At 68.7% G+C, this 20,618-nt stretch carries 22 protein-coding genes and 2 pseudogenes; 10 read left to right on the forward strand and 14 right to left on the reverse strand.

Features of this window, described 5'->3' with window-relative positions; all coding sequences use genetic code 11:
* Positions 1-12: 12 nt before the first annotated feature.
* The 4 genes from AB0F15_RS23515 to AB0F15_RS23530 are packed head-to-tail and all read left to right on the forward strand — an operon-like array spanning position 13 to position 4,020.
* Positions 13-1,491: an NADH-quinone oxidoreductase subunit M gene (locus tag AB0F15_RS23515; RefSeq protein WP_360273931.1), complete on the forward strand. Its 1,479-nt coding sequence runs from the start codon at positions 13-15 to the stop codon at positions 1,489-1,491.
* Between the two features lie 16 nt (positions 1,492-1,507).
* Positions 1,508-2,914 carry an NADH-quinone oxidoreductase subunit N gene (locus AB0F15_RS23520; protein WP_360273934.1) on the forward strand — a complete coding sequence of 469 codons (1,407 nt, stop codon included), beginning with the start codon at positions 1,508-1,510 and terminating at the stop codon, positions 2,912-2,914.
* A gap of 48 nt (positions 2,915-2,962) precedes the next feature.
* Complete coding sequence (locus AB0F15_RS23525; protein ID WP_360273937.1) at positions 2,963-3,325, forward strand: metalloregulator ArsR/SmtB family transcription factor; 363 nt, start codon at positions 2,963-2,965, stop codon at positions 3,323-3,325.
* The gene (locus AB0F15_RS23530; protein WP_360273940.1) at positions 3,322-4,020 is read left to right on the forward strand and encodes a cation transporter; all 699 of its coding nucleotides are present in this window, start codon (positions 3,322-3,324) and stop codon (positions 4,018-4,020) included. The genes AB0F15_RS23525 and AB0F15_RS23530 overlap by 4 nt, the downstream gene beginning before the upstream one ends.
* A 36-nt stretch (positions 4,021-4,056) precedes the next feature.
* Here the strand turns inward: AB0F15_RS23530 and AB0F15_RS23535 are convergent, their stop codons facing one another.
* Together AB0F15_RS23535 and AB0F15_RS23540 are read right to left on the reverse strand one after the other, a co-directional pair.
* A complete protein-coding gene (locus AB0F15_RS23535) occupies positions 4,057-4,686 on the reverse strand; it encodes a DUF2218 domain-containing protein (protein WP_360273943.1) in 630 nt (209 codons plus the stop codon).
* 3 nt (positions 4,687-4,689) lie between these two features.
* Positions 4,690-5,304, reverse strand: coding sequence for a class I SAM-dependent methyltransferase (locus AB0F15_RS23540; protein WP_360273945.1), 615 nt, complete (start codon positions 5,302-5,304; stop codon positions 4,690-4,692).
* Between the two features lie 99 nt (positions 5,305-5,403).
* On the opposite strand from AB0F15_RS23540, the gene AB0F15_RS23545 reads away from it, so the two are divergent.
* Positions 5,404-5,985 carry a TetR/AcrR family transcriptional regulator gene (locus AB0F15_RS23545; RefSeq protein ID WP_360273948.1) on the forward strand — a complete coding sequence of 194 codons (582 nt, stop codon included), beginning with the start codon at positions 5,404-5,406 and terminating at the stop codon, positions 5,983-5,985.
* A gap of 10 nt (positions 5,986-5,995) precedes the next feature.
* Here AB0F15_RS23545 and AB0F15_RS23550 read toward each other — a convergent pair whose 3' ends face one another.
* Positions 5,996-6,763: a methyltransferase domain-containing protein gene (locus AB0F15_RS23550; protein WP_360273950.1), complete on the reverse strand. Its 768-nt coding sequence runs from the start codon at positions 6,761-6,763 to the stop codon at positions 5,996-5,998.
* Between the two features lie 28 nt (positions 6,764-6,791).
* On the opposite strand from AB0F15_RS23550, the gene AB0F15_RS23555 reads away from it, so the two are divergent.
* The gene (locus AB0F15_RS23555; protein WP_360273953.1) at positions 6,792-7,208 is read left to right on the forward strand and encodes a MerR family transcriptional regulator; all 417 of its coding nucleotides are present in this window, start codon (positions 6,792-6,794) and stop codon (positions 7,206-7,208) included.
* Between the two features lie 66 nt (positions 7,209-7,274).
* Here AB0F15_RS23555 and AB0F15_RS23560 read toward each other — a convergent pair whose 3' ends face one another.
* A complete protein-coding gene (locus AB0F15_RS23560; protein ID WP_360273955.1) occupies positions 7,275-8,699 on the reverse strand; it encodes an MFS transporter in 1,425 nt (474 codons plus the stop codon).
* A gap of 214 nt (positions 8,700-8,913) precedes the next feature.
* Between AB0F15_RS23560 and AB0F15_RS23565 the strand changes: the two genes are divergently transcribed.
* Together AB0F15_RS23565 and AB0F15_RS23570 are read left to right on the forward strand one after the other, a co-directional pair.
* A complete protein-coding gene (locus AB0F15_RS23565) occupies positions 8,914-9,105 on the forward strand; it encodes a hypothetical protein (protein WP_360273958.1) in 192 nt (63 codons plus the stop codon).
* A gap of 558 nt (positions 9,106-9,663) precedes the next feature.
* On the forward strand, positions 9,664-10,080 hold the full coding sequence (locus AB0F15_RS23570; protein WP_360273961.1) for a hypothetical protein: 417 nt from the start codon (positions 9,664-9,666) through the stop codon (positions 10,078-10,080).
* 278 nt (positions 10,081-10,358) lie between these two features.
* Here AB0F15_RS23570 and AB0F15_RS23575 read toward each other — a convergent pair.
* From AB0F15_RS23575 to AB0F15_RS23585, 3 genes and pseudogenes are all read right to left on the reverse strand, one after another.
* A pseudogene (locus AB0F15_RS23575) lies at positions 10,359-10,520 on the reverse strand (transcriptional regulator); the annotation flags it as partial.
* A gap of 470 nt (positions 10,521-10,990) precedes the next feature.
* Positions 10,991-11,236, reverse strand: a complete 246-nt coding sequence (locus AB0F15_RS23580) for a hypothetical protein (RefSeq protein ID WP_360273963.1) — start codon at positions 11,234-11,236, stop codon at positions 10,991-10,993.
* A 46-nt stretch (positions 11,237-11,282) separates the two neighbouring features.
* Positions 11,283-11,612, reverse strand: a complete 330-nt coding sequence (locus tag AB0F15_RS23585; protein ID WP_360273965.1) for a metalloregulator ArsR/SmtB family transcription factor — start codon at positions 11,610-11,612, stop codon at positions 11,283-11,285.
* A 54-nt stretch (positions 11,613-11,666) separates the two neighbouring features.
* On the opposite strand from AB0F15_RS23585, the gene AB0F15_RS23590 reads away from it, so the two are divergent.
* Entirely contained in the window at positions 11,667-12,488 is an 822-nt protein-coding gene (locus AB0F15_RS23590; RefSeq protein WP_360273968.1) for an MBL fold metallo-hydrolase, read from the forward strand.
* A 118-nt stretch (positions 12,489-12,606) separates the two neighbouring features.
* Here the strand turns inward: AB0F15_RS23590 and AB0F15_RS23595 are convergent, their stop codons facing one another.
* Positions 12,607-13,770, reverse strand: coding sequence for an IS110 family transposase (locus AB0F15_RS23595; protein WP_360273971.1), 1,164 nt, complete (start codon positions 13,768-13,770; stop codon positions 12,607-12,609).
* A gap of 574 nt (positions 13,771-14,344) precedes the next feature.
* Positions 14,345-14,494, reverse strand: a pseudogene (locus tag AB0F15_RS23600) (transcriptional regulator); the annotation flags it as partial.
* A gap of 99 nt (positions 14,495-14,593) precedes the next feature.
* Here AB0F15_RS23600 and AB0F15_RS23605 point away from each other — a divergent pair.
* On the forward strand, positions 14,594-15,358 hold the full coding sequence (locus tag AB0F15_RS23605; RefSeq protein WP_360273974.1) for an SDR family NAD(P)-dependent oxidoreductase: 765 nt from the start codon (positions 14,594-14,596) through the stop codon (positions 15,356-15,358).
* A gap of 336 nt (positions 15,359-15,694) precedes the next feature.
* Here AB0F15_RS23605 and AB0F15_RS23610 read toward each other — a convergent pair whose 3' ends face one another.
* The 5 genes from AB0F15_RS23610 to AB0F15_RS23630 form a co-directional block, all read right to left on the reverse strand.
* Positions 15,695-16,096: a nuclear transport factor 2 family protein gene (locus AB0F15_RS23610; RefSeq protein WP_360273977.1), complete on the reverse strand. Its 402-nt coding sequence runs from the start codon at positions 16,094-16,096 to the stop codon at positions 15,695-15,697.
* A 180-nt stretch (positions 16,097-16,276) separates the two neighbouring features.
* Positions 16,277-16,993 (reverse strand): GntR family transcriptional regulator, encoded by a 717-nt coding sequence (locus AB0F15_RS23615; RefSeq protein ID WP_360274077.1) that lies wholly within the window; start codon positions 16,991-16,993, stop codon positions 16,277-16,279.
* Positions 16,994-17,088: 95 nt separating this feature from the next.
* Positions 17,089-17,703, reverse strand: coding sequence for a hypothetical protein (locus AB0F15_RS23620; protein WP_360273980.1), 615 nt, complete (start codon positions 17,701-17,703; stop codon positions 17,089-17,091).
* A 59-nt stretch (positions 17,704-17,762) separates the two neighbouring features.
* Entirely contained in the window at positions 17,763-19,220 is a 1,458-nt protein-coding gene (locus AB0F15_RS23625; RefSeq protein ID WP_360273983.1) for an aldehyde dehydrogenase family protein, read from the reverse strand.
* The gene (locus tag AB0F15_RS23630) at positions 19,220-20,350 is read right to left on the reverse strand and encodes an NAD(P)-dependent alcohol dehydrogenase (RefSeq protein ID WP_360273986.1); all 1,131 of its coding nucleotides are present in this window, start codon (positions 20,348-20,350) and stop codon (positions 19,220-19,222) included. Before AB0F15_RS23630 ends, AB0F15_RS23625 begins: the two co-directional genes overlap by 1 nt.
* Positions 20,351-20,618: the final 268 nt, after the last annotated feature.

The following is a 20,618-nucleotide window of genomic DNA, read 5'->3' on the forward strand; positions in this document are numbered from 1 at the left end:
GTGAGGTAGAGCGTGCTCAGCGTCGTGGTGTTCCTGCCGGTGGTGGCAGCCGTGGTCCTGCTCGCGGTGCCGCGCGCCGCCGGCGGGTTCGTCCGCTGGTGGTGGATCGGCGCGTCCCTGGTGGAGCTCGCGCTGATCGTCGCGCTCTGGGCCGGCTACCCCGGAGGGGACGGCTACGCCTACGAGGTGAACCTGCGGTGGATCCCCAGCGTCAGCTCCGGCTACCACCTCGGCGTCGACGGCCTGAGCCTCCCGCTGATCGCGTTGACGGCTGTCCTTTTCCTGGCCTGCGCGGTGTATTCGCTGCGGCAGGACGACCGCATCCGGTCCTTCGCGGTGCTGTTCCTGTTCCTCGAGTCCGTGTGCCTCGGGCTGTTCGTCGCGCTCGACCTGATCCTGTTCTTCGTCTTCTTCGACCTGTCGATCGTGGGCATGTACTTCGTCATCGCCGGGTGGGGCCACCGTGACGCCGCCCGTGCCGCGCTGAAGTTCTTCCTCTACACCTTCGTCGGTTCGCTGGCGTTGCTGGTCGGGTTCATCGCGCTGTACGTCACCGCGTCGCCACACACCTTCGACATCGTCGACCTGACCCGCCAGATGCCCTTGGCCGGTGGCGGGTGGGCCGCCGGGCTGGTGCTGCTCGCCCTCGGCGTCGGGTTCGCGATCAAGACACCGACCGTGCCGTTCCACACCTGGCTCCCGCCCGCGCACACCGAAGCACCCGCGGCCGGGTCGGCGATCCTGGCCGGGGTCCTGCTGAAGATGGGCACCTACGGCTTCGTGCGGATCGCCATGCCGATCCTGCCCGACACGTGGCGCCGCTACGCGCTGGTGTTCGTCGTGGTCGGCGTCGTCAGCGTGCTCTACGGCGCGCTGGTCGCCCTGGGCCAGCGCGACTTCAAGCGGCTGATCGCCTACACCTCGGTCAACCACATGGGCTACATCGTGCTGGCCGTCGGCGCGGCCGGGCTCGTCGCGAACTCGGCGACCGAAGCACGCCAGCTCGCCGTCACCGGCGCGGTCACCCAGATGGTCAGCCACGGCCTGATCACCGGCGCGCTGTTCCTCCTCGCCGGAGTGCTCTACGAGCGCGGCGGCACCTACGACATGGACCGCTACGGCGGTCTCGCGGACAGCGCACCACGGTTCGCCGGGCTCACTGCGGCGGCGGCGTTCGCCTCGCTGGGGCTGCCCGGCTTCTCCGGGTTCATCGCCGAGTTCCAGATCTTCACCGGATCGCTCGGCGCCGCCCCGGTGGCCACGGTGCTGGCGTTCCTCGGCATCCTCATCACCGCCGCGCTGTTCCTGCGAGCCTTCCAGAAGGTGTTCCTCGGCAAACCGGGGACACCGGCCACCGATCTCACGGTGGCCGAAGGGATATCGATCACGCCGCTGCTGGTGCTGGCCGTCGTCATCGGGGTCTTCCCGCGGTTCCTGCTCGACCTGATCGAACCCGCGTCGCGGTCGGTCCTGAACCTGCTGGTCAGGTGACGCGGCCGTGGAGATGATGAACGAGGACCCACTCGCGCTGCTGCCCGAGATCATCCTCGCGCTCGCCGCGGTAGTGGGGCTCCTGCTCGGGTCCTACCTGCCCCGGCAGCGGCAATGGCCGGTGCGGCTGCTGACCGCCCTCGCGTGCATCAGCGCCCTCGTCGCTACCGTCACGGTCTGGTCCGACCCGGCCCGGACGGTGTTCGGCGGCACGTACGCGATCGACGTGGCCACCAACGCCGGTCGCGCCATCGTCGTGGTCGCCGTCCTGCTGACGCTCGGCGTCACGGCCGGTGAGTTCCGGTCCTCGCCGCGAGAAAGCGAGCTGTACGTCCTCGTGCTGCTCGCCGCCCTCGGCACGATCGTGCTGACCGGCGCGAACGACCTGCTGCTGCTCGTGGCCGGATACCTGCTCGCCAGCATCCCGCTCTACGCCATCGCCGGGTTCGCCAAGGACGACCTCGGCACCGAAGGCGCGCTCAAGTTCTACCTGCTCGGCGCACTGCTGGGCATCACGATGCTCGCCGGCGCGACGGTGCTCTTCGGCGTCGGCGGCGCCAGCGCGTACGCCGAGATCGCCAAGCCGCTCGGCGCCGCACCGGCGGCCGCGGTCGCCGTCGGGTTCGTGGGCGTGCTCGCCGGGCTGCTGTTCAAGATGGGCGCGGTCCCGGCGCACTTCTGGGTCCCGGATGTCACCGAAGGCACCCGGCCACCCGCGGCCGCGTTCCTCACGACGGTGCCCAAGATCGGCGCCGTCATCGCCGCCTACCGCCTCGTCGCGTCCACCATGGCCGGTACCGCAGTCGACTGGCCATTGCTCCTGGCGATCATCGCTGCGGCGACGATGACGCTCGGGAACCTGGCGGCGTTCTTCCAGCAGGACGTGCGCCGGCTGCTCGGTTACTCGACGATCAGCCAGGTCGGCTACCTGCTGATGGCCGTCACCGTCGCGACCCGCAGCTCCCTCGCCTTGCCCGGCATGCTGCTGTACCTGGCCGCCTACGCGCTGACGAATCTTGGCGCGTTCGCCGTCGTCTGTGCCTTGCCGCGGCTGAAGACGGTCGAGGACTACCGCGGCTTGCTGCGTCACAAGCCGTGGCTCGCGATCAGCCTCGCGGTGTGCCTGCTCGGCCTGGTCGGTACCCCGCCGACCGCGGTGTTCGCCGGGAAGCTCACGGTTTTCACCGCCACTCTCGACGGCGGGTACGCCTGGCTCGTCGTCGTGGCCGCGGCGAACACCGTGGCCAGCCTCTTCTACTACTTGCGGTGGATCGTGGGCGCGATGCGCTCAGCTTCCACTGAGACCGCGCCCGAGCTCGACCGGTGGTCGGAGACCACGGCCTATGTCACGGCTGCGGCGTCGGTCGTGGTGGGTCCGCTCGCCGGTCTTCTGCTGGCGGTGTTCCGCGGTGGCCTCGCCTGATCCGGCAGCAACTTGAGATAGATCAGTCGTGACTGTACAGTTTTGCCCATGCTGACATGCGAGACGCGGGAGTCCGCTTTGGCGCGACTGGGCCGCGCGCTCGCCGACCCGACGCGGTGCCGGATCCTGATCGCGTTGCTCGACGGAGTGAACTATCCCGGCCAGCTCGCGACTCAACTCGACCTGACCCGCTCCAACGTGTCGAACCACCTCTCGTGCCTGCGTGGGTGCGGACTGGTCGTCGCGACTTACGAGGGACGCCAGGTCCGCTACGCACTGGCAGATCCGCACCTGGCCCGGGCACTGAGCGAACTGGTCAAGGTGGTGCTCGCCGTAGAGCCCACCGAGGACTGCTCCGACGAAGATCAGCCACGTCGCCCAGCCGCAACGAAGGAGGGCGCAACCTCATGAGCAGCCCGGCGGATCCCTCCCGCGCCCTGCCGATCGCCGCAGCCGACAGCGGGTGCACAGACGGCTGCTGCACCACCCCGGTCTCCTCCACGACCACCGATCCCCACCGCCGGACGGTACTGAACAAGCGGATCCGTCTGTTCGTGGCAGCGACGATCACGTACAACGTGATCGAAGCGATCATCGCCATCACCGCCGGCAACATCGCCGGCTCCACGGCACTCATCGGGTTCGGCCTGGATTCGGTGATCGAAGTTGCCTCCGCCGCCGCGGTCGCCTGGCAATTTTCCGGCACCGAGCCCGAAGCTCGTGAGCGGACCGCACTGAAAGTGATCGCGGTGTCGTTCTTCGCTTTGGCCGCCTACGTCACCATCGAATCCGTACGCTCCCTGTTCGGCACCGGCACCGCCGAACACTCCACGGTCGGGATCTTCCTGGCCGCAGTGTCGCTACTGGTGATGCCACTGCTGTCCTACGCTCAGCGCCGCACCGGTCGTGAACTCGGCTCAGCCAGCGCGGTCGCCGATTCGAAGCAGACGCTGCTGTGCACCTACTTGTCCGGCGTACTACTGGTCGGGCTGCTGCTCAACAGCCTGTTCGGCTGGTCGTGGGCCGACCCGGTCGTCGCGCTGGTCATCGCCGCCGTCGCCGTCAAAGAAGGTCGCGAAGCATGGCGCGGCGAGCACTGCTGCTGATTCACCGGCCACATTTTCCGCACACACCAACAGTTCCTACTCTGCCGAACTCGAGCTTCGCTTCTGACGTCGGAAGTGCGCAACGATCCCGACACCGTGCCCGAACCGACGCTTGGCGAGCAACGCCGCGGCGACTAGTTTCAGGACTATCAGCGTTATAAGAATATCGGCGGCAACACCTGTCCATCGCCAAGCGGACAATGCCGCGGCACCGAAGACGACGTGGGCGACCACGGCCAGAGCCACCGCCATGACAAGCGCGATCGTCATGCCGGGCGACCGACGAAACACGCCGCCTGCTTGACCTGGATCGCCAAGTTGGACAGCAGCGCCGCCGAGCCAGCTCACTTCCAGGCCATCGCGCTTGCCGAACCTCTCCAGGTCCGCGGTGAGGATGCCCTGGAGCCGCGCCAGCTTGTCCGCGTCGCCGGCCTCGACGTGCACCGCCAAAGTGTCCGAAGTGGATCGGAGGGTGCACTCGCCCCAGCTGAAGGTGATCTTTCCTTCATTCTCGGCGTACTCGACCTTCACCACTTCGGGACGCGCCTGCCCATCCCCGCCGTGGAGGTGCCGGGCTTTGCCGCCCATGGCCTCGGCGTGGCGACACAGCTGGGTAAGGAACCGTTCGGCGCGGGGAGTGACGATGTGCGCTTCGGCGACCGGCATGGTTCAAATCCTCGTCATGGCGGCGAACCAGGCGCGGATGCCGTCGGGGTCAGTGGTGATGTCGATGGTGGCGGGCTCGATCGAGTCGACGTGCCACCCGTCGGCGAAGGCGTTGGTGATGTCCGCCTGTGTCACGCGATGTACCCACGGCCAGTCACCGGCCGGCTGGCGATCGCTGAAGCAGAGCAGGAAGTAGCGGCCGCCGGGTCGCAGTACGGTGCCGAGGCCGGTGACGTAGGTGGCGCGATCCTGCGCGTCGAAGATGTGGAACAGGCCGCAGTCCAGGACGGTGTCGAACGACTCGTCCAGCTCGGCCAGCTCTCGGGCGTCACGACGGAGGAACCTCGCCGTGCGCCCCCGTTCGCGAGCTTTCTCTTCGGCGCGCTGCAGGGCGGCGGACGCCAGGTCGATTCCGGTGGCGTCCAGGCCGAGCGAGGCGCACATCAGCACGTGTTCCCCGGTCCCGCACCCGGCGTCGAGGACCCGCCCCTGGATCGCGCCCGCGTCGGCGAGAGCGCGGAACGCGTGCTGGGGTCGGCCGATGTCCCATGGCGGCGGGGTGCGATAGAGGTCGTCGGGACCGCCTGGGCGGTGGGACGAGTGTGGCGCAGCGGTCATCGGGATGAGCCCTTCTTCATGAGGTGCCCAGTTTTATCGAGACAGTCTGTCGCTGTCAATGCAGAACGTCTCCGACGCGTCGTTATGTATGCTCAGGTCGTGCCGAAGCTGTGGAACGAGACGATCGAGGCGCACCGGGAGGCGGTGCGCGACGCGACCTTGGACGCCACCGCGGAACTCGTGGCCGAGCACGGCCTGACCGGCGTGAAGATGTCGCAGATCGCCGCGAAGACCGGCATCGGCCGGGCGACGCTGTACAAGTACTTTCCCGACGTCGAGGCGATCGTGACCGCGTGGCACGAGCGCCAGATCCGCGCCCACCTCACTCAGCTCACCGAGATCCGCGACCAGGACGGCGCGGCGGGCGAACGGCTCGAGAAGGTGCTGGACGCCTACGCGGTGATCCACCACGAACGAGCCCAGCACCACCACGGCACCGAGCTGGTGACGCTCCTGCACGGCGGCGACCACGTCGCCCACGCCCAGCAGCACCTGCACGCGATGTTCCGCGAACTGGTCGCCGAAGCGGCGGAAGCCGGCGAGATCCGCGACGACGTGGCCGCCGACGAGCTGGCGACCTACTGCCTCCACGCCCTGACCGCGGCGGGCACCCTGCCTTCCCTCGCCGCGACCCATCGCCTGGCCGCCCTCACCCTGGACGGCCTGCGACGCCCGGACTGACGCTATTTGGTCAGCCGATGCCGGTGGCGATGAACAGGGGCACGGCCACGAACAGGCGGTCCGTCTCGGCACGCTGAGCCTGCCCGGCCAGCCACGCGTCCGCCTGCTCACGTCCGACGGCTCCGGCCTCGCAGGCCGCGGCGGCGAACCCGGTCAGCATCGCCAGCACCAGACGGTCGGTGAAGATCGCCGTCTGGACCTCGACGGTGACGTCGTCGAAGCCGGCGTCGAGCAGCAGCGAGCGGTAGCCGCGTGCGACGCGCGGACTGGGCACCGTGCCGGCGCGGACGTGCACGATCGTCCGGGTCAGCTCCGGTTCGTCGGAGTCGATGACGACGGTGTCCCAGTCCTGGCCGATGAGGACGATCCGCCCGCCCGGGGCGAGCACCCGACGCGCCTCGGCCAGCGCCGCGCCCGGATCGGCGACCTCGTGGAAGACCTTGTCGGCGCGGTAACCGGCCACAGCACCGTCGTCCAACGGCAGCTCGCCCGCGGAACCTTCGCGGAAGTCGAGGTCCGCCCACCGGCCCCGCGCCGCTGCGACCATTTGCGGATCCGGGTCGACACCGACCGAATGTGCGCCTCGGTCGGCGAGCTCGGAAACCGCGCGTCCGGCACCGCAGCCGACATCGACGACCACCTGGCCGGGTGAGACTCGCAGCAGGTCGTAGGTGTGAGCGCGCAGGTCGGCCGCGCCGGGCAGCGCGTCGACGGCGTCGAGCAGCCGGATCAGCGACGCCGTGGCGTCGTCGGGCTGGGCGGTCTTCGTACTGGACATGATCGCCATGCTGCGACTTAATGTCGACATGAAGTCAAGCGAGGCGGTGTTGAGCATCGGCGAGATCGCACGGCGGTTCGGTCTCGCCACGCACGTGCTGCGGCACTGGGAGTCGATGGGGCTGCTGACTCCGGCGCGGGTCACCGCGTCCCGCCGCCGCTACGGCCCCGCGGACCTCTACCGCGTCGCCGTGATCCTGCGCGCGAAGGAGGCGGGCTTCGGGCTGGAGGACATCCGGGAGATGTTCGCCGCGCAGGACCCGGCCGGCCGTACGACCATCCTGCGCCGCCACCGAGCCGAACTCGCCGCCCGGATCGCGGCGGCCCAGGCATCGCTGGACCTCATCGACTGCGCACTCCATTGCGACCACGAAGACATCGCGGAATGCCCGCAGTTCCAGGCGACGATCGACGCCCGGGTCAGTTCGAACCACGCGCACGTTTGACCGGGGCGGCACCGCGAGTTCGCGGTGCCGCCCCGGCTCGTGGTGACGAGTCCGCACAGCGGGCGGTCACCGCGCGACGGCCTCCTCGGGCGGCACTTCCGCCGTGCGCTTGTCGCCGCGCAGCGTGGCCATGACGAGGATCCCGCCGACCAGGGCGATACCCGCGGCGCCTAGGAACGCCGCCGAGAAGCCGCCGGTGAGGGCGACCGGGTCGTCGTGCCGACCGGCGCCGAAGGACAGTCCGACCGCGGTCATCGCGGCCAGGCCCAGTGCGGACCCGACCTGGTAGGCGGTGTTGACGATCCCGGCCGCGAGCCCGCCTTCCTCGGGCTTCGCGCTCGAGATCGCCGTCCCGAGTGAGGGGATGAAGGCCAGCGCCTGGCCGAGCGCCGCGACCAGCGAGGGCGGCAGGACGTCGACGATGAAGTTGCCGGTCGGGCGAGCGAACGACAGCCACACCAGGCCGACGGCGAGCGCCCACAACCCACCGATGATCATCGTTTTGGCGCCCAGCTTCGCGATCAGCTTCGGCGCGACCGCGACCATGAGCACGACGATCAGCACGGTCATCGGCAGCAGGGCCGCGCCGCTGGCGAAGGCGCCGTAGCCGAGGACCTGCTGCAGGTACAGGTTGAGGAAGTACCACATCGGGATCCACGCGGCACCGAGCAGGAACTGCGCGAGGTTCGCGCCGCCGAGGTTGCGGGTGCGGAAGATCCCCAGCCGGACCAGTGGCACCCGCCGGACGCGCTGGATCAGGACGAACAGCGCGAGCAGGACCAGGCCACCGGCAAGCGTTCCGAGCGTCTCGAACGCACCCCAGCCGACCTGCGGGGCACGAACCACCGCGAAGACGGTCACCGCGAGCCCGGCCGTCACGGTCGCGGCCCCGAGGACGTCGACCGAGCCGCGCTTGGCCGGCACCGCGGGCATCAGCCGTCCGGTGGCCAGGATCGCGACCAGTGAGATCGGCACGTACAGCCAGAAGATCCACGGCCATGAGAGCCATTCGGTGATCACGCCGCCGAGGAAGACCCCCGCGGTTCCGCCGGCGGGTGCGGCAGCACCGTAGAGCGCGAGCGCTTTCGTCAGCTCCCGCGGCCGCGATCCGAACAGCATCATCAACAGCGTCAGCGCCGATGGTGCGATGAGGGCCGCGCCGGCGCCCTGCAGCACGCGTCCCAGCAACTCCACCCAGGCTGTGCCCGCCAGCGCCGCAACCACCGAGCCGCCGAGCGTGATCACCCAGCCCGCGGTGAAGAGCCGTCGCGCCCCGAACAGGTCGGACAGCCGTCCGCCGAGCAGCAGGAGCCCGCCGAGCGCGATGACGTAGGCGTTGAAGACCCACGACAGGCCGCCGGGCGAGAATCCGAGATCCTTCTGCATCTCGGGAAGCGCGACGCCGATGATCGACGTGTCCATGATGACCATGAACTGGGCCAGCGCGATGAGACTCAGCGCCCACCACCGTCTCGAGTCGGTTTCAGCCATGACGACCATCCCTCCTATAGCTACCCCTAGGGGGTATGTGATGGGGCGAGGTTAACCCTTCGACACGACGTCGCGCAACTACCCCCCAGGGGTATTAGAGCCTGGTGGGTCACACCCCCGCCGACCGACGGTTCCATCACCCGCCCGAGCTCGAACTTCCCTCCGCTTGGGCGTGTCGCGTCCGAGCTCAAATGCGCGGGTTCACCATGACGGCATGGACGACGTACTCCTGTTCTGGCAGGGCGACCTTGATGACGCGCTCCGGCAAACCGCCAAGGCCATGGCGAAGCACCTGCAGGACTGGGACGCGGACGACCTGCTGCTCATCGATCAAGCCCGGATGCCCGAGCCCGCCGAAATACAGGAGAACTTCGAGCAGTTCGGCCGGCGCTACACCCGGGGATAACTCGCCTGGTCCTCGTCGTTCCCTACGACGGCGAGAAGATCATCTTTACGCTGCGCGCCAACCGCTACACAACCAACCCGCCGCGGGTGCTGCAGCTGCGCAAGGACGAGATCCACCTCGCCATCGATGGATCACCTGGCGACGCCGCCCAGGTCAAGTCCGCGTTCGACCAGCAGATTGCCAAGCTCGAAGAACGCTTGACCTGGTCACGAGCGCAAATCGAACAGCACAATCAGCCGATCGAGGCCGAAGTACCGGCGTCGGTGACCAAACGACGCGAAGAGCTGCTGACCGTCCGCAACCTCCAGGCGGAGATCGGATTCCCGGTCCGGCGCCGGCCCGACGCGGACACCTATGGCGTTCCGATGCGGCGGCGAGCGGTCCGCCCGGCGCCGCCACAGCGCAGCGGCCGGCCCCCGTTCCGGCCCGAGCCAGCAATGACGGACGACGATTACCAGGCCGCGCTACGCGTCCTGCGGAACCAGCGGAACGCGCTGGAGCGCACGCCTTCGCTCGCCGCCAAGCTCCAGGAAGAAAGAGATCCGGGACATCCTGCTGGTGGGCCTCAACGCCCAGTTCGAAGGCACCGCCGGCGGAGAGCTGTTCAACGGCGAAGGCAAGACCGACATCCTGATCCGCGTCGACGATCGCAACGTCTTCATCGGCGAGTGCAAGGTGTGGTCAGACCCCAAGACGATGGACGACGCGCTCAGGCAGCTCTTCGGCTACCTCGTCTGGCGGGACACCAAAGCGGCGGTCCTCTTGTTCATCCGGAACAAGGACGTCACGGCCGTCATCGAGAAGGCCATCCAGAAGATCGAGGACCACCCGAACTACAAGCGGACCGGCACGCGGCGCGGCGACGAGCAGATCGACTTCACCATGCACGCTCAGGACGATCCCGATCGCGAGATCCACTTGGCGCTGATCCCGTTCGCGCTCCGGACCGCACCAGGAGCGCCTCAACCGGCGTAGGGGCGCGGACCCTCGACGGCGACTCATGGTCGTGCCCGAACCAACGGCGAAGAAAACACGTCGGGTAGCGCCATATTCAGTGGACTTCAAGTAGGCCGGCCGTCCACCTCGGACAGTTCGTCTCGAGAAGGGAGCTAGCGAGCCGAGCCGGATCACGATCCCCGTCAATCCGTTCAGGACGCCCGACCGCCCGGACCGCTCCCCGATGCGCGGTCCGGGCGAACGAGGCCGAGTCGTCGCCCGTCGACGTGCTTCTCACCCGGCCGGAGTACGCGGCGCTATGCGTTCGCGCTGGTCGGTCGATGCTCCTGTGCGTGCTGCTCAACGTCACCCGATATGTCGCGGTCGAGGTGGTCCGCGTGGTGCAGCGCCTGCGCGAGCAGACCTTGCACGTGGTTGTCGGCCGCCGAGTAGTACACGAACGTGCCTTCGCGGCGTCCCGGCGACCGGCGGCCAGCATGCGGTGATAGCCGTCCTGATCGGTGCCGAACCGGCCGGTGTGCAGCACAGTCTCGCGTTCGTCGATGATCTCGATGGTGGCAGACCGCTTGTGCGGATCCATGCCGATGATCGCTGGTGTCACGTAGTACTCCTCGCTGTACCTGGGTTGGTATCAGGCGAGGTGGGCAGCGCTACTTCGAGCTGAGCAGACCCCTCTTGAGCCACACCCCGCCACGGTGCTCGACGGGAGGCACGCCATGAGTGAGCACACCCGACAGCGTGGTGGGCAGCCGATGAGAGAGCCACCCGTCGAACACCTCGACCAAGCCTGGCCCGGCATCGGTCGTACCGCCATTCAACAAGTAGCCGACGAGCGGACGACCCCGAGGCGACTCAGTTTCTGGAGGCCTGCACCGGGTGACCTCCGGCGAGTACCCCGGCGCCTGGCTGATGCTCTGCCGGGAGCTCGTCAACGGCCTTCGCGGTCGATCGAGCGCAAAGCCTCCAACGGCGTACGGCCCGTCGCCTCGGCCAGGGCCGTGACAGCCGCTGCCGCCAGCGCAGTCAGGTTCAGAGCAGCCATCACCGCGTCCTCCCGGGCGGCGGCATCGGTGATGTTGTAGACATCCGCGTCCTCATCGGCAAGGTAGGCCGCTACGCCTTCGACCGCGGCGCGGCGCGTGGCCGCCCGCTTCCTTCGTTCGCTGCTCGACACTCGGCCAGTGTCCTCGCCGGCGTCCGCACATGCCGCTAATGTCCGGTCATGCCGACGAGCGCGCAGTTTCCGGCAAGTGGGTCGGCCCTGGTTCGGGGTGGGCCGTGAGCGCGCCCAGCATATCGGTGATCTCGACGATCGCGCCGGGCTGCACAGAGTAGCAGATCTGTGTGCCGCGGCGGCGTGTGGTGACCAGGCCGGCCTCGCGGAGCACCTTGAGGTGCTGGCTGACGGTGGGCTGTTTCAGCGTGAACACGTCGCTGAAGTCGCATGCGCAGGTCTCGGGCTCAGCCGCCAGTCGTCGCATGATGCCCAGCCGCACCGGATGACCCAGTGCTCGCAGCATCCCGGCCCACCGCGCCTCTGTGTTCTCCACGTTGACATCTTATTAGCCATCTGACTATATAGGCAAATGACTAACATTCGTCGTGTGGCCGACCCCCGCCTGCCGATCTGCCGCACCTGCGGTGTGCAGTACGGCGCGGCGCGCGCTGACTGCCCGATCTGCCTGGACGAGCGGCAGTACGTCGGCTGGGACGGCCAGCGGTGGACCACGCTCGCCGAGTTGCGCGCTGACGGCCACCGCGGTCGGATCGACGAGGAGGGACCCGGTGTGTTCGGCGTCGGTACGGTGCCCACTGTGGGTGTCGGCCAGCGTGCACTGCTGGTTCGAGCACCATCCGGCAACGTGCTGTGGGACTGCGTCGGCTACCTCGACGACGATCTCGCCGTCGAGATCGAGAAGCTGGGTGGGATCAGCGCGATCGCCGTCAGCCATCCGCACTTCTACGGCACGATGATCGAGTGGGGCCGGATCTTCGACGCCCCGGTGTACGTCCACGCCGCGGACCGCGACTGGGTCGCGCGGCCCGATCCGCTGATCGAGTACTGGACGGGCGACACCCACCAGATCGCCCCCGGCATGACACTGATCAACGCGGGCACCCACTTCGCCGGCGGCACGGTGCTCCACTGGAGTCAGGACCCCGCAGGACGCGGCGCGCTGTTCAGTGGCGACATCTTCATGGTGACGATGGACCGGCGGTCGGTCAGCTTCATGTACAGCGTCCCCAACTTCATCCCGGAACGCCCACGCACCATCCGCCGTGCACTCACACTGGTCGAACCGTTCACCTTCGAACGCATCTACGGCGCCTTCTGGAGACGTGTCGTCACCAGCGACGGCGCGGCCACAGTACGCCGCTCCGCCGAACGCTACCTGCGCTTCGCCCTCGACGACGACGCACAGTGAGCCACGGGCCGGGGCCGATCGATCACGCGTTTGGTTGACTCGCGGGTTGCCGGTCCAAACGTTCACCTTGCGAGAACCACACCGCCGCCCGAAGGTCCTCTTCTGGCACCCCTCTGTGTCAAGAGACCGCCGGATGCGGTGTTCTCAAGTGGGTTCCGGCGGGTCCGGAAAGTGGCTTCTCCGAAGTGCCGACTGTCGGGATCGGGCTGACTGCGCTGGATTGCAGAGCAGCTCCCACCTGCCCTCCCCGGCCCGTCTTGACACGTTCGTCGTCCTGGATCATCCGCTGGTAGACCACGTTGGACAGTCGCCGTTTCGAGGCACGCATGGCCTCCATCGGACTCTTGCCCGCGGCGAGTTTGCGGCGGTAGTAGGCGCGGCCTTCGGTGTCGTTGCGGAGCTGGACGATGGCCATGATGTGCAGGACCCGGTTGATGCGCCGGTTCCCGGCCCGGGACAGCCGATGACGGCGGTGGTCGCCGGAGGACGCGTCGATCGGCGCGGTGCCGTTCCAGGACGCGAAGTGATCCCGGCTGGCGAACCGCCCAATGTCGCCGATGTCACCCAGAAGCCGGGCGGCGCCGGACGGACCGATACCGTTGAGCTGCTCCAGCGTGCTGCCGGTCGAGGCGACGAGCTCGGTGAGTTGCTGGTTGGCGGCTTTGATCTTCTTGTCGATAACCGCGACCTCGGTGACCAGCTCAGAGGCCAGCTGCCGGCGGGTGCGCCCGACAAGGTCACGGGGCCGGACTGTGTTAAGCAAGGCCCGGGCTTGCGGTGCGGACAGAAATTGTTTGGCCCCGCCGGGAACGAGCTCGAGCAGCAGGTGGTGCAGCCGGCTCAGCGCTTCGGTCCGGGCCCGGCCCAGGCCGTCGCGGCGATCGACGAGCAGCTTCAACGCCGCGGTGACGTCATCGATGGTGACCTGCCGCAAACCGTCGGAGCGCAATGCTGCCACCGCAACGCAGTGCGCGTCGGCGGGGTCGGTTTTGCGGGATTGGCTGGTGTCGAACAGCCGAGCTCGCGCGGACAGCTTCGCTGGTACGTCGAGCACGATCTCGCCGTCTGCGACCAGGCGTTGGGCGATGTGCCGGCCGATGCCGTTGCAGCCCTCCACCGCCCAAACCCGGTCTTTGTGCTGCCGGCCGAGCTTGAGCATCGTGGCGTAGCCGTCGCGGTCGGTGCCGAACCGCCCTTGGGCCAGGACCTTCTCCCGGCTGTTGATGATCTCGATGGTCGCGGACCGCTTGTGCGGGTCCATGCCGATGATGACGCGTGCCACGCCGTCCCTCTCCTCGATCTGACAGATACTGATGTCAGCGAGGAGGGCAGCGCTTCTTCGAGCTGGGCAAACCCCTCTGGAGCCTCTCCACGCCGCGGTAACCGGCAGGACGCATGCCAAATGAGAGCCACACCAGACAGCAGCGGGCAGCCGATGAGAGAGCGACCCTGCCGATCACCTCGACCAAGCCTGGCCCGGCTGCGGTCGTGCCACCAGTAGATAAGAAGCCGATGAGCGGTCGCGGCCGGACAGGTCGCTTGGTTCAGCGGAGCTTGTCCACCAGGTCGCCGACCGCCTTGAGCACGACGTCCGGACAGGGTCGGCCGGATGTCGTGCGAACCGTGCCTGCGCGTCACACCACAGCTGCGCATCATCCGCGGTTTCAAACGGCGTCTTCGCGGACACGATGACGGTGACCGGAACTTCCACCGGCCAGGAGATCCGGTGATAGGCGCGATGCACGGCACCGTAGTTCTCGGCGACCGCAAGCAGTGGTCGTCTCGGCCGGGCCGACCGGCGGAGACACCGAATTCGACGAACTGGTCCGGATGGCCCGCTACGAGGCCGGCGCGAGGTAGTCCGTCGACATCGCGGCCAGCGACGCAACCTCCTCCCGCCGCAGCCCGGTCGTCCGGCGGCGGGCTCCCGGCAGGAGGCCGACGTCCTCGGGCTGCAGCTGCTCCCGGCGCCGCCGCAGGAAGGCCGCCAGTTCCGCTCGATCCATACCCCCAGTATCCCGCGCCGCCGGGCGCGAACCAGGGATCGCCGATCCCCCGATGAGCGCTCTCTGCCACCACGCGGCCGGGACGCCGAGACTCGGGGCATGGACATCACCGGAAACATCCTCTTCATCCCCGGCGCCACCAGCGGCATCGGCCTGGCCTTGGCACTCGCCCTCCAGGAGCGGGGCAACACCGTGATCGTCGGCGGACGCCGCGTCGAACTGCTGGAGAAGATCGCGGCCGAGCACCCCGCCATCGACACGGTCCGGATCGACACCGCCGACGCCGCGAGCGTTCAGGTGGCCGCGAAGGACGTCCTCGCCCGCCACCCCGGGCTGAACGTGCTCGTCACCATGGCCGGCGTCATGCGCGTCGAGGACTGGCACCAGTCCGAAACGTTCCTCGAGTCGGCCGAAAACGTCGTGACGACCAACGTGCTCGGTCCGATCCGCCTGATCGCCGCCTTCGTCGAGCACCTGCGCACCCGGCCGGACGCCACCATCGTGACCGTCTCTTCAGGACTGGCCTTCACCCCGCTCAAGGTGACGCCGAGCTACAACGCGTCCAAGGCGGCGATCCACATGCTCAGCGAGTCGCTGCGGCTGCAACTGGCCGACACCTCGGTGAGCGTCCTCGAACTGGAACCGCCCGCGGTGCAGACCGACCTGCTGCCGGGCCACGCCGAAAACGACCAGGCGATGCCGCTCGGTGAATTCGTCGCCGAGGTGATGGGCATCCTCGAGACCCAGCCGGAGGCGACAGAAATCCAGGTCGAGCGGGTCAAATTCCTCCGCTACGGCGAAGCCCGCGGCGACTACGACCAGGTCGTCGCGGCACTCAACGGCACCGACCCGCATCAGGGCTGAGGCCAGGGGCCCGGCGGGCCAGACTGACTTCGGCCCCCGGCTGCCGCGCGGGGGCCGGCGGACCCCGGCGGTCGAGAAGTTCGGTGGCACGGCGTCACTGGGCCTCGACGTGATCCCAGGTCGAGGTGGTGACGAACCGCTGCAGCGATCGAGTTCCTGCGCGCAGAGTTCCCGAGCGTTGCCGCCGGCGGACCTCTGGGCAGGGTGAGGCCCCGATGGGCTCGTACAGCGCGAGCACGCCGTCGGTGTCCCCGGCCTCGGCGCGCTCAAGCCACAGTCGGCCCATATCCTCGGGCATGTGCGCCTTTCGCGACCGTGGTCGGTGACCGCCGGCTGCTAGGCCTGCGCCGGGTTCTGGGAGAACATGTACTTGTGGATGCGCCACCCGTCCGGGGTGCGACGCAGCACGAACAGCTCGCGGAAGTAGGCCTGGGTGCGAGTGCCGTCGGCCACGGCAATCACCGTGACGGGCTGCTCGGATCGGACGATCGCGATCTCGTCGTAGACCTCGGTCGAGACCACCTCCACGTTGACCTCCATCCCGACGGCGGCGAAGGTGTTGGCGTAGAAGGACTCAACGGCGTCGCGGCCGCGCAGGCTGGGCCGGTTCTCGGGGATGATCTCGGCCTCGTCGGCGTAGAGCCGCAAGATCGTGTCAGTGTCCTTGATCTGCATTGCTTGCATGTACGCCTCGACTACGCCGACCGCGTCGGCGGTGCTGTTGTTGTTGTTCGTCATGTGGTGCTCCTCTGATATTCGGTTGGCAACCCACACCGCACGTGCCGGTGACGTGCCAACTTTTCCGTTTGTGTGAGCCGGTCAGTACGCGACGTGGACGAGGCGGCGGCGGGTGAGCTCGCCCCGTCGGTCACCGGCAAGGTCGATATCGAACCGCAGGTCCGCGCTGTCACAGTCCTGTCAGCCGGCGGAACGCTGCTCCGTGACCTGCTCATCACGTCTGCTCACCGCGTTCAGGGCGGCTGCGAGCGTGGCACGGCGATGCTCGTTCAGCACCCGGATGCACAAGGCGCGATCCTGTGCGGCCAGCGCGTCGATGAGCTGCTCGTGCTGGTCGCTGATCTCTTCCTCGGCGGTCGTGACCACGTGCAGCAGGCGCAGCGGCTCGGCCAGTGCCCAGTACCGTTCCGCCTCGGCGACGAACACCTTGAGCGGTGACAGCTGGAACACCGCGAAGTGGAAGAGCCGGTTCGCCTCGTTCGACGCGGCGGGATCGGACAACAACGCCGTCGTCGAGAGCCTCGCGTTGATCTCGCGGAGCTGCGCGATCTCCTCGTTCGTGGGCCAGCGCGCCGTGCGGATGAGCTCGGTCTCGAGGAACTCGAGCAGAGCCACGATCTGGCGGAACTCGTCCGTGCTCAGATCGGCGACGAAGTAGCCCTGGTGGAGCCGGTGGGTCAGCAGGCCCTCGGTCGACAGGACGCGGAGTGCCTCGCGCAGGGGAACCCGGCTCACGCCCAGCCTCGCGGCCATCTCGTCCTGGCGAATCTGGTCACCGGGCTTGAGTTCGCCCGTCACCACGAGGGCGCGGAGCTTTCGAAGGGCGGTACCCGCAGCACCCGGCGCTGCTCCGTCGACCTTCGCTGACGTTTCCACCCCTGCCACTCGACCTCCCATCGGTGCGCCCCACGGGCCGGCAGACCACGGAGGACGCCATGATACTTGGCGTGCACCGGTTGCCCGGTCCACGTCGAAATACCCGGCCCCGCCCGTCACGTCTCGAGGCCGTAGATCCGCAGGGTCGGCTCCCCGGCACGGACGCGGCCGATGATGGCTTCCTCGCGGGCATCGCGGTCGGTGGACGCGCGCAGCACGTCGTCCGCTTCGGCGGCCGGGATCACCACGACTCCGTCCGTGTCACCGACGACGACGTCTCCAGGCCGGATCGCGACCTCTCCGATCCGGATCGTCGTCGACAGGGAGATCGCCGAAGTGGCGTCTTTCACCGTGCCCCGGATGCAGATCCCGGCGGCGAACACCGGAAACCCGGCCGCGCGGAGGCGTCCGACGTCGCGGACTCCCCCGTCGATGACGAGACCTGCCAGATCGCGGGCCATCGCCGCCTCGTTGAGGATCTCTCCCCAGTAGCCGTACTCCAGATGGCCCCCGGTGTCGGCGATCAGCACCTGGCCCGGCTCCGCCGCGAGGATCGCGCGGTGCAGGCCCAGGTTGTCACCGGGCGCGAGCCGGACCGTGAAGGCGGGAGCGTTGACGTACATCCTCTCGGAGATCGGCTTGATGCGCGAGGGGAGCGCACCGCGCCGGCCCGAGGCCTCGTGGACCGTGGCCGAGGAGACCCCGCTGGGCTGGGAGCCGGAATCCGGCATGGAGCAGTCCTCACTTTCTTCGGTGTCAGTGCTGGGCGCGCATGCCCGCCCGGCCGAGCTCAGAACGGGTACTGCGGGAGATCTCCCCGGACCGTGACCCATTGGGTCTCGGTGAACGCTTCGAGGTTGGCGGCCGCGCCTCCGTGCCGAGAGCCGGTGCCGGAGTCGCCGAGCCCGCCGAACGGGGCGTTGGACTCGTCGTTGACCGTCTGGTCGTTGATGTGGACCAGGCCGGTCGGGATGCGCTCGGCCAGCGCCAGGCCGGCCATGACGTCGCGGGTCAGGATCCCGAGGGACAGCCCGTAGGGGGTCGCCGTCGCGAGCCGGACGGCCTCGTCGAGGTCGTGGAAGACGGTGACCGGGGCGACCGGGCCGAAGATCTCCGAGGAGAACGCGGGTACGTCCGGGGTGACCGCGGCGAGGACGGTCGGCTGGTAGAAGAGGCCGTCGTAGGTCCCGCCGGTCACCAGTTCGGCGCCCGCCTCGACGCTGCCGGTGACGAGGGCGTGCACTCGGTCCCGCTGACCCGCGTCGATGATCGGTCCGAGGGCCACGGGGCCCGTCGGGTCACCGACGGGAAGCTTCTCCGCATGCGCGGCGAGGGCACGGACGTAGTCGTCGGCTACGGCGTGGTGGACGAGATGCCGGCTGGTGGCCATGCAGATCTGTCCGGCGTGGTTGAAGGAGCCGAACGCTCCGGCGGAAACGGCGGTCTCGAGGTCGACGTCGTCGAGCACGATCAAGGCGGAGTTGCCGCCCAGCTCGAGATGGACCCGCTTGAGGTGCTTGGCGGCGAGCCCGGCGACGGCGCGACCGGCTCCGGTGGATCCCGTGAAGGCGATCACCCGGATCTCCGGCGCCTCGACGACGGCCGCGCCCACGGCGGCGTCACCGGGCAGGACGTGCAGCACCCCGGCGGGCAACCCGGCCTCCTCGAACACGCGGGCGAAGACGACTCCCCCGCTGACGGCCGTCCGCGGATCGGGCTTGCAGACCACCGCGTTGCCGAGGGCCAGCGCCGGGGCGATCGCGCGGATGGCGAGCACGATGGGCGCGTTGAAGGGCGCGATCACCCCGGCGACCCCGACCGGCACGCGACGGGCCATCGACAGCCGCGGCAACGCCGTGCGGAGCAGCTGCCCGTAAGGTTCCGCCGCCAGCGCCGCGGCCGCGAAGCACTCCTCAGCGGCGACCTGGGTCTGGAACTCGGCGAACGGCCGGACCGCACCGGACTCGCGCACGAGCCAGTCCGCGATCTCCTGGGCGTGTTCGATGAACAGCTGTCCCGCCCGTCGCAGGACCGCGGCCCGCGCGACGTAGGGCTGCGCCGCCCAGTCCCGCTGGGCGTTCGCGGCAAGGCGGGCTGCCCTGCTCACGTCGGATGGCGCGGCGACGCCCACCCGGGCCAGTTCGGCTCCGGTCGCGGGCTCGACGACGAGGGCCTGCCCCGCGCTCCCTTCGACCCATCCATCGGAATGGATGAGTCCTTGCCAGGCAGCGAGTTCCAGCAGCGACATCAGTGTCGGCCTTTCGTGTCGTGAGCAGGTTCTGAGAGCTGGAGCACCGGCTTGACGACGTCGCCCGCCCTGGACGCCTCCATCGCCTCGTTGATTTCGGCGAGGGGGAAGTACTGGATCAGGTCGGTGAACGGGAAGCGGCCCTGGTCGTGCAGTGCCAGGAGCGCGGGCACCAGTCGCGGGCTCTGGCTTTCCCCGCCGAGCGTGCCCACGATGCGCTTACCCCAGAGGGTGCTCAGATGGTCGGCGCTGAATTCCGCGCCCGCCGGCGCGGCCCCGATCAGCACGGCCGTGCCGAGCATTCCGACGCTGTCGATCGCCTGCCTGATGACGGCCGGGATGCCCGTGCAGTCCAGGGCCGCGTCCGCGGTACCCCCGCAGATCTCGTGGATCGCCGGAACGACGTCCACGCCGGCCGGATCGAGGACCTCCGTCGCCCCGTGCTTCGACGCCAGCGCGCGGCGAGCCGCGTTCGGTTCGACGACGACGATCGCGGTCGCCGGGGTCAGCCGGGCCGCCATCACGGCGGCGAGACCGACCGCGCCGGCGCCGAAGACGACGAGGCTGTCGCCTGGACCGAGGCTCAAGGTGTTGAGCACGGCTCCCGCTCCGGTCGCGATCCCGCATGCCAGTACGCCGACGGCTTCCGTCGGTGCGGTGGTCGAGAACGGGACCAGGCTGCTCGGGCCGACGATCGCGTGCTGCGCGAACGAGGACTGGCCGAAGAAGTGGCTGTGCAGCGGGGTGCCATCGAGCCTGCGCAGCGACGTCGAACCGTCGGCCCGTCCGCCCCCGATGAGCAGCGGCGCGAGCTGCAGGCAATAACGGGGTTGCCCGGCGAGGCAGTTGCGGCACTGTCCACACCACGGCCACCCGAGCAGGACGGTGTCGCCGACCGCATGACCGGTGACGCCGTCGCCCAGCGCTTCGATCCGTCCGACGCCCTCGTGGCCGAGCACTCCGGGAACCGGGAACGGCAGGTCACCCTGCTGCGCGACGGCATCGGTGTGGCAGACGCCCGAGGCGACAAGGCGGACGAGTACCTCACCCGCCCGGGGTTCGTCGATCTCGACCTCCTCGACCGTGAACCGTTCCGCTCGGCTGGCGAGGACAGCTGCTGTCGTGCGCATGGACCACTCCGTCCGGCTCGTGGGGTTGCGGCGGCAAGATCCGAGACTTCCGCGGTGCCGCAAGGCTCAGGATCGTATAACCATCTTGACCGAATTGCTAGACGGATCCGCCTAACCTTGTTGCCTTCAGTCAGACCACGAAGCAAAGGCAAAGGCTTACGTCAGGCAAGTTGATCATGCGCAAACAGCCTTTGAACTGGTGTTATTCGGCTGCGCAACTCGATCGACGCCACCCCCTGGCGCCACCCGTCACCGGAACAGCCTCAGC

It is taken from the genome of Amycolatopsis sp. NPDC026612 (assembly GCF_040638285.1).
Classification (GTDB): Bacteria; Actinomycetota; Actinomycetes; order Mycobacteriales; family Pseudonocardiaceae; genus Amycolatopsis.

What these genes read in the sequence shown, in the direction of transcription:
- AB0F15_RS23520 (WP_360273934.1), top strand. Translation starts at nt 1,508, where the DNA reads ATGAACGAGGACCCACTCGCGCTGCTGCCCGAGATCATCCTCGCGCTC.
- AB0F15_RS23610 (WP_360273977.1), bottom strand. Translation starts at nt 16,096, where the DNA reads ATGACGAACAACAACAACAGCACCGCCGACGCGGTCGGCGTAGTCGAG.
- AB0F15_RS23550 (WP_360273950.1), bottom strand. Translation starts at nt 6,763, where the DNA reads ATGTCCAGTACGAAGACCGCCCAGCCCGACGACGCCACGGCGTCGCTG.
- AB0F15_RS23605 (WP_360273974.1), top strand. Translation starts at nt 14,594, where the DNA reads ATGGACATCACCGGAAACATCCTCTTCATCCCCGGCGCCACCAGCGGC.
- AB0F15_RS23565 (WP_360273958.1), top strand. Translation starts at nt 8,914, where the DNA reads ATGGACGACGTACTCCTGTTCTGGCAGGGCGACCTTGATGACGCGCTC.
- AB0F15_RS23525 (WP_360273937.1), top strand. Translation starts at nt 2,963, where the DNA reads ATGCTGACATGCGAGACGCGGGAGTCCGCTTTGGCGCGACTGGGCCGC.
- AB0F15_RS23620 (WP_360273980.1), bottom strand. Translation starts at nt 17,703, where the DNA reads ATGCCGGATTCCGGCTCCCAGCCCAGCGGGGTCTCCTCGGCCACGGTC.
- AB0F15_RS23540 (WP_360273945.1), bottom strand. Translation starts at nt 5,304, where the DNA reads ATGACCGCTGCGCCACACTCGTCCCACCGCCCAGGCGGTCCCGACGAC.
- AB0F15_RS23535 (WP_360273943.1), bottom strand. Translation starts at nt 4,686, where the DNA reads ATGCCGGTCGCCGAAGCGCACATCGTCACTCCCCGCGCCGAACGGTTC.
- AB0F15_RS23615 (WP_360274077.1), bottom strand. Translation starts at nt 16,993, where the DNA reads ATGGGAGGTCGAGTGGCAGGGGTGGAAACGTCAGCGAAGGTCGACGGA.
- AB0F15_RS23555 (WP_360273953.1), top strand. Translation starts at nt 6,792, where the DNA reads ATGAAGTCAAGCGAGGCGGTGTTGAGCATCGGCGAGATCGCACGGCGG.
- AB0F15_RS23625 (WP_360273983.1), bottom strand. Translation starts at nt 19,220, where the DNA reads ATGTCGCTGCTGGAACTCGCTGCCTGGCAAGGACTCATCCATTCCGAT.
- AB0F15_RS23560 (WP_360273955.1), bottom strand. Translation starts at nt 8,699, where the DNA reads ATGGCTGAAACCGACTCGAGACGGTGGTGGGCGCTGAGTCTCATCGCG.
- AB0F15_RS23530 (WP_360273940.1), top strand. Translation starts at nt 3,322, where the DNA reads ATGAGCAGCCCGGCGGATCCCTCCCGCGCCCTGCCGATCGCCGCAGCC.
- AB0F15_RS23630 (WP_360273986.1), bottom strand. Translation starts at nt 20,350, where the DNA reads ATGCGCACGACAGCAGCTGTCCTCGCCAGCCGAGCGGAACGGTTCACG.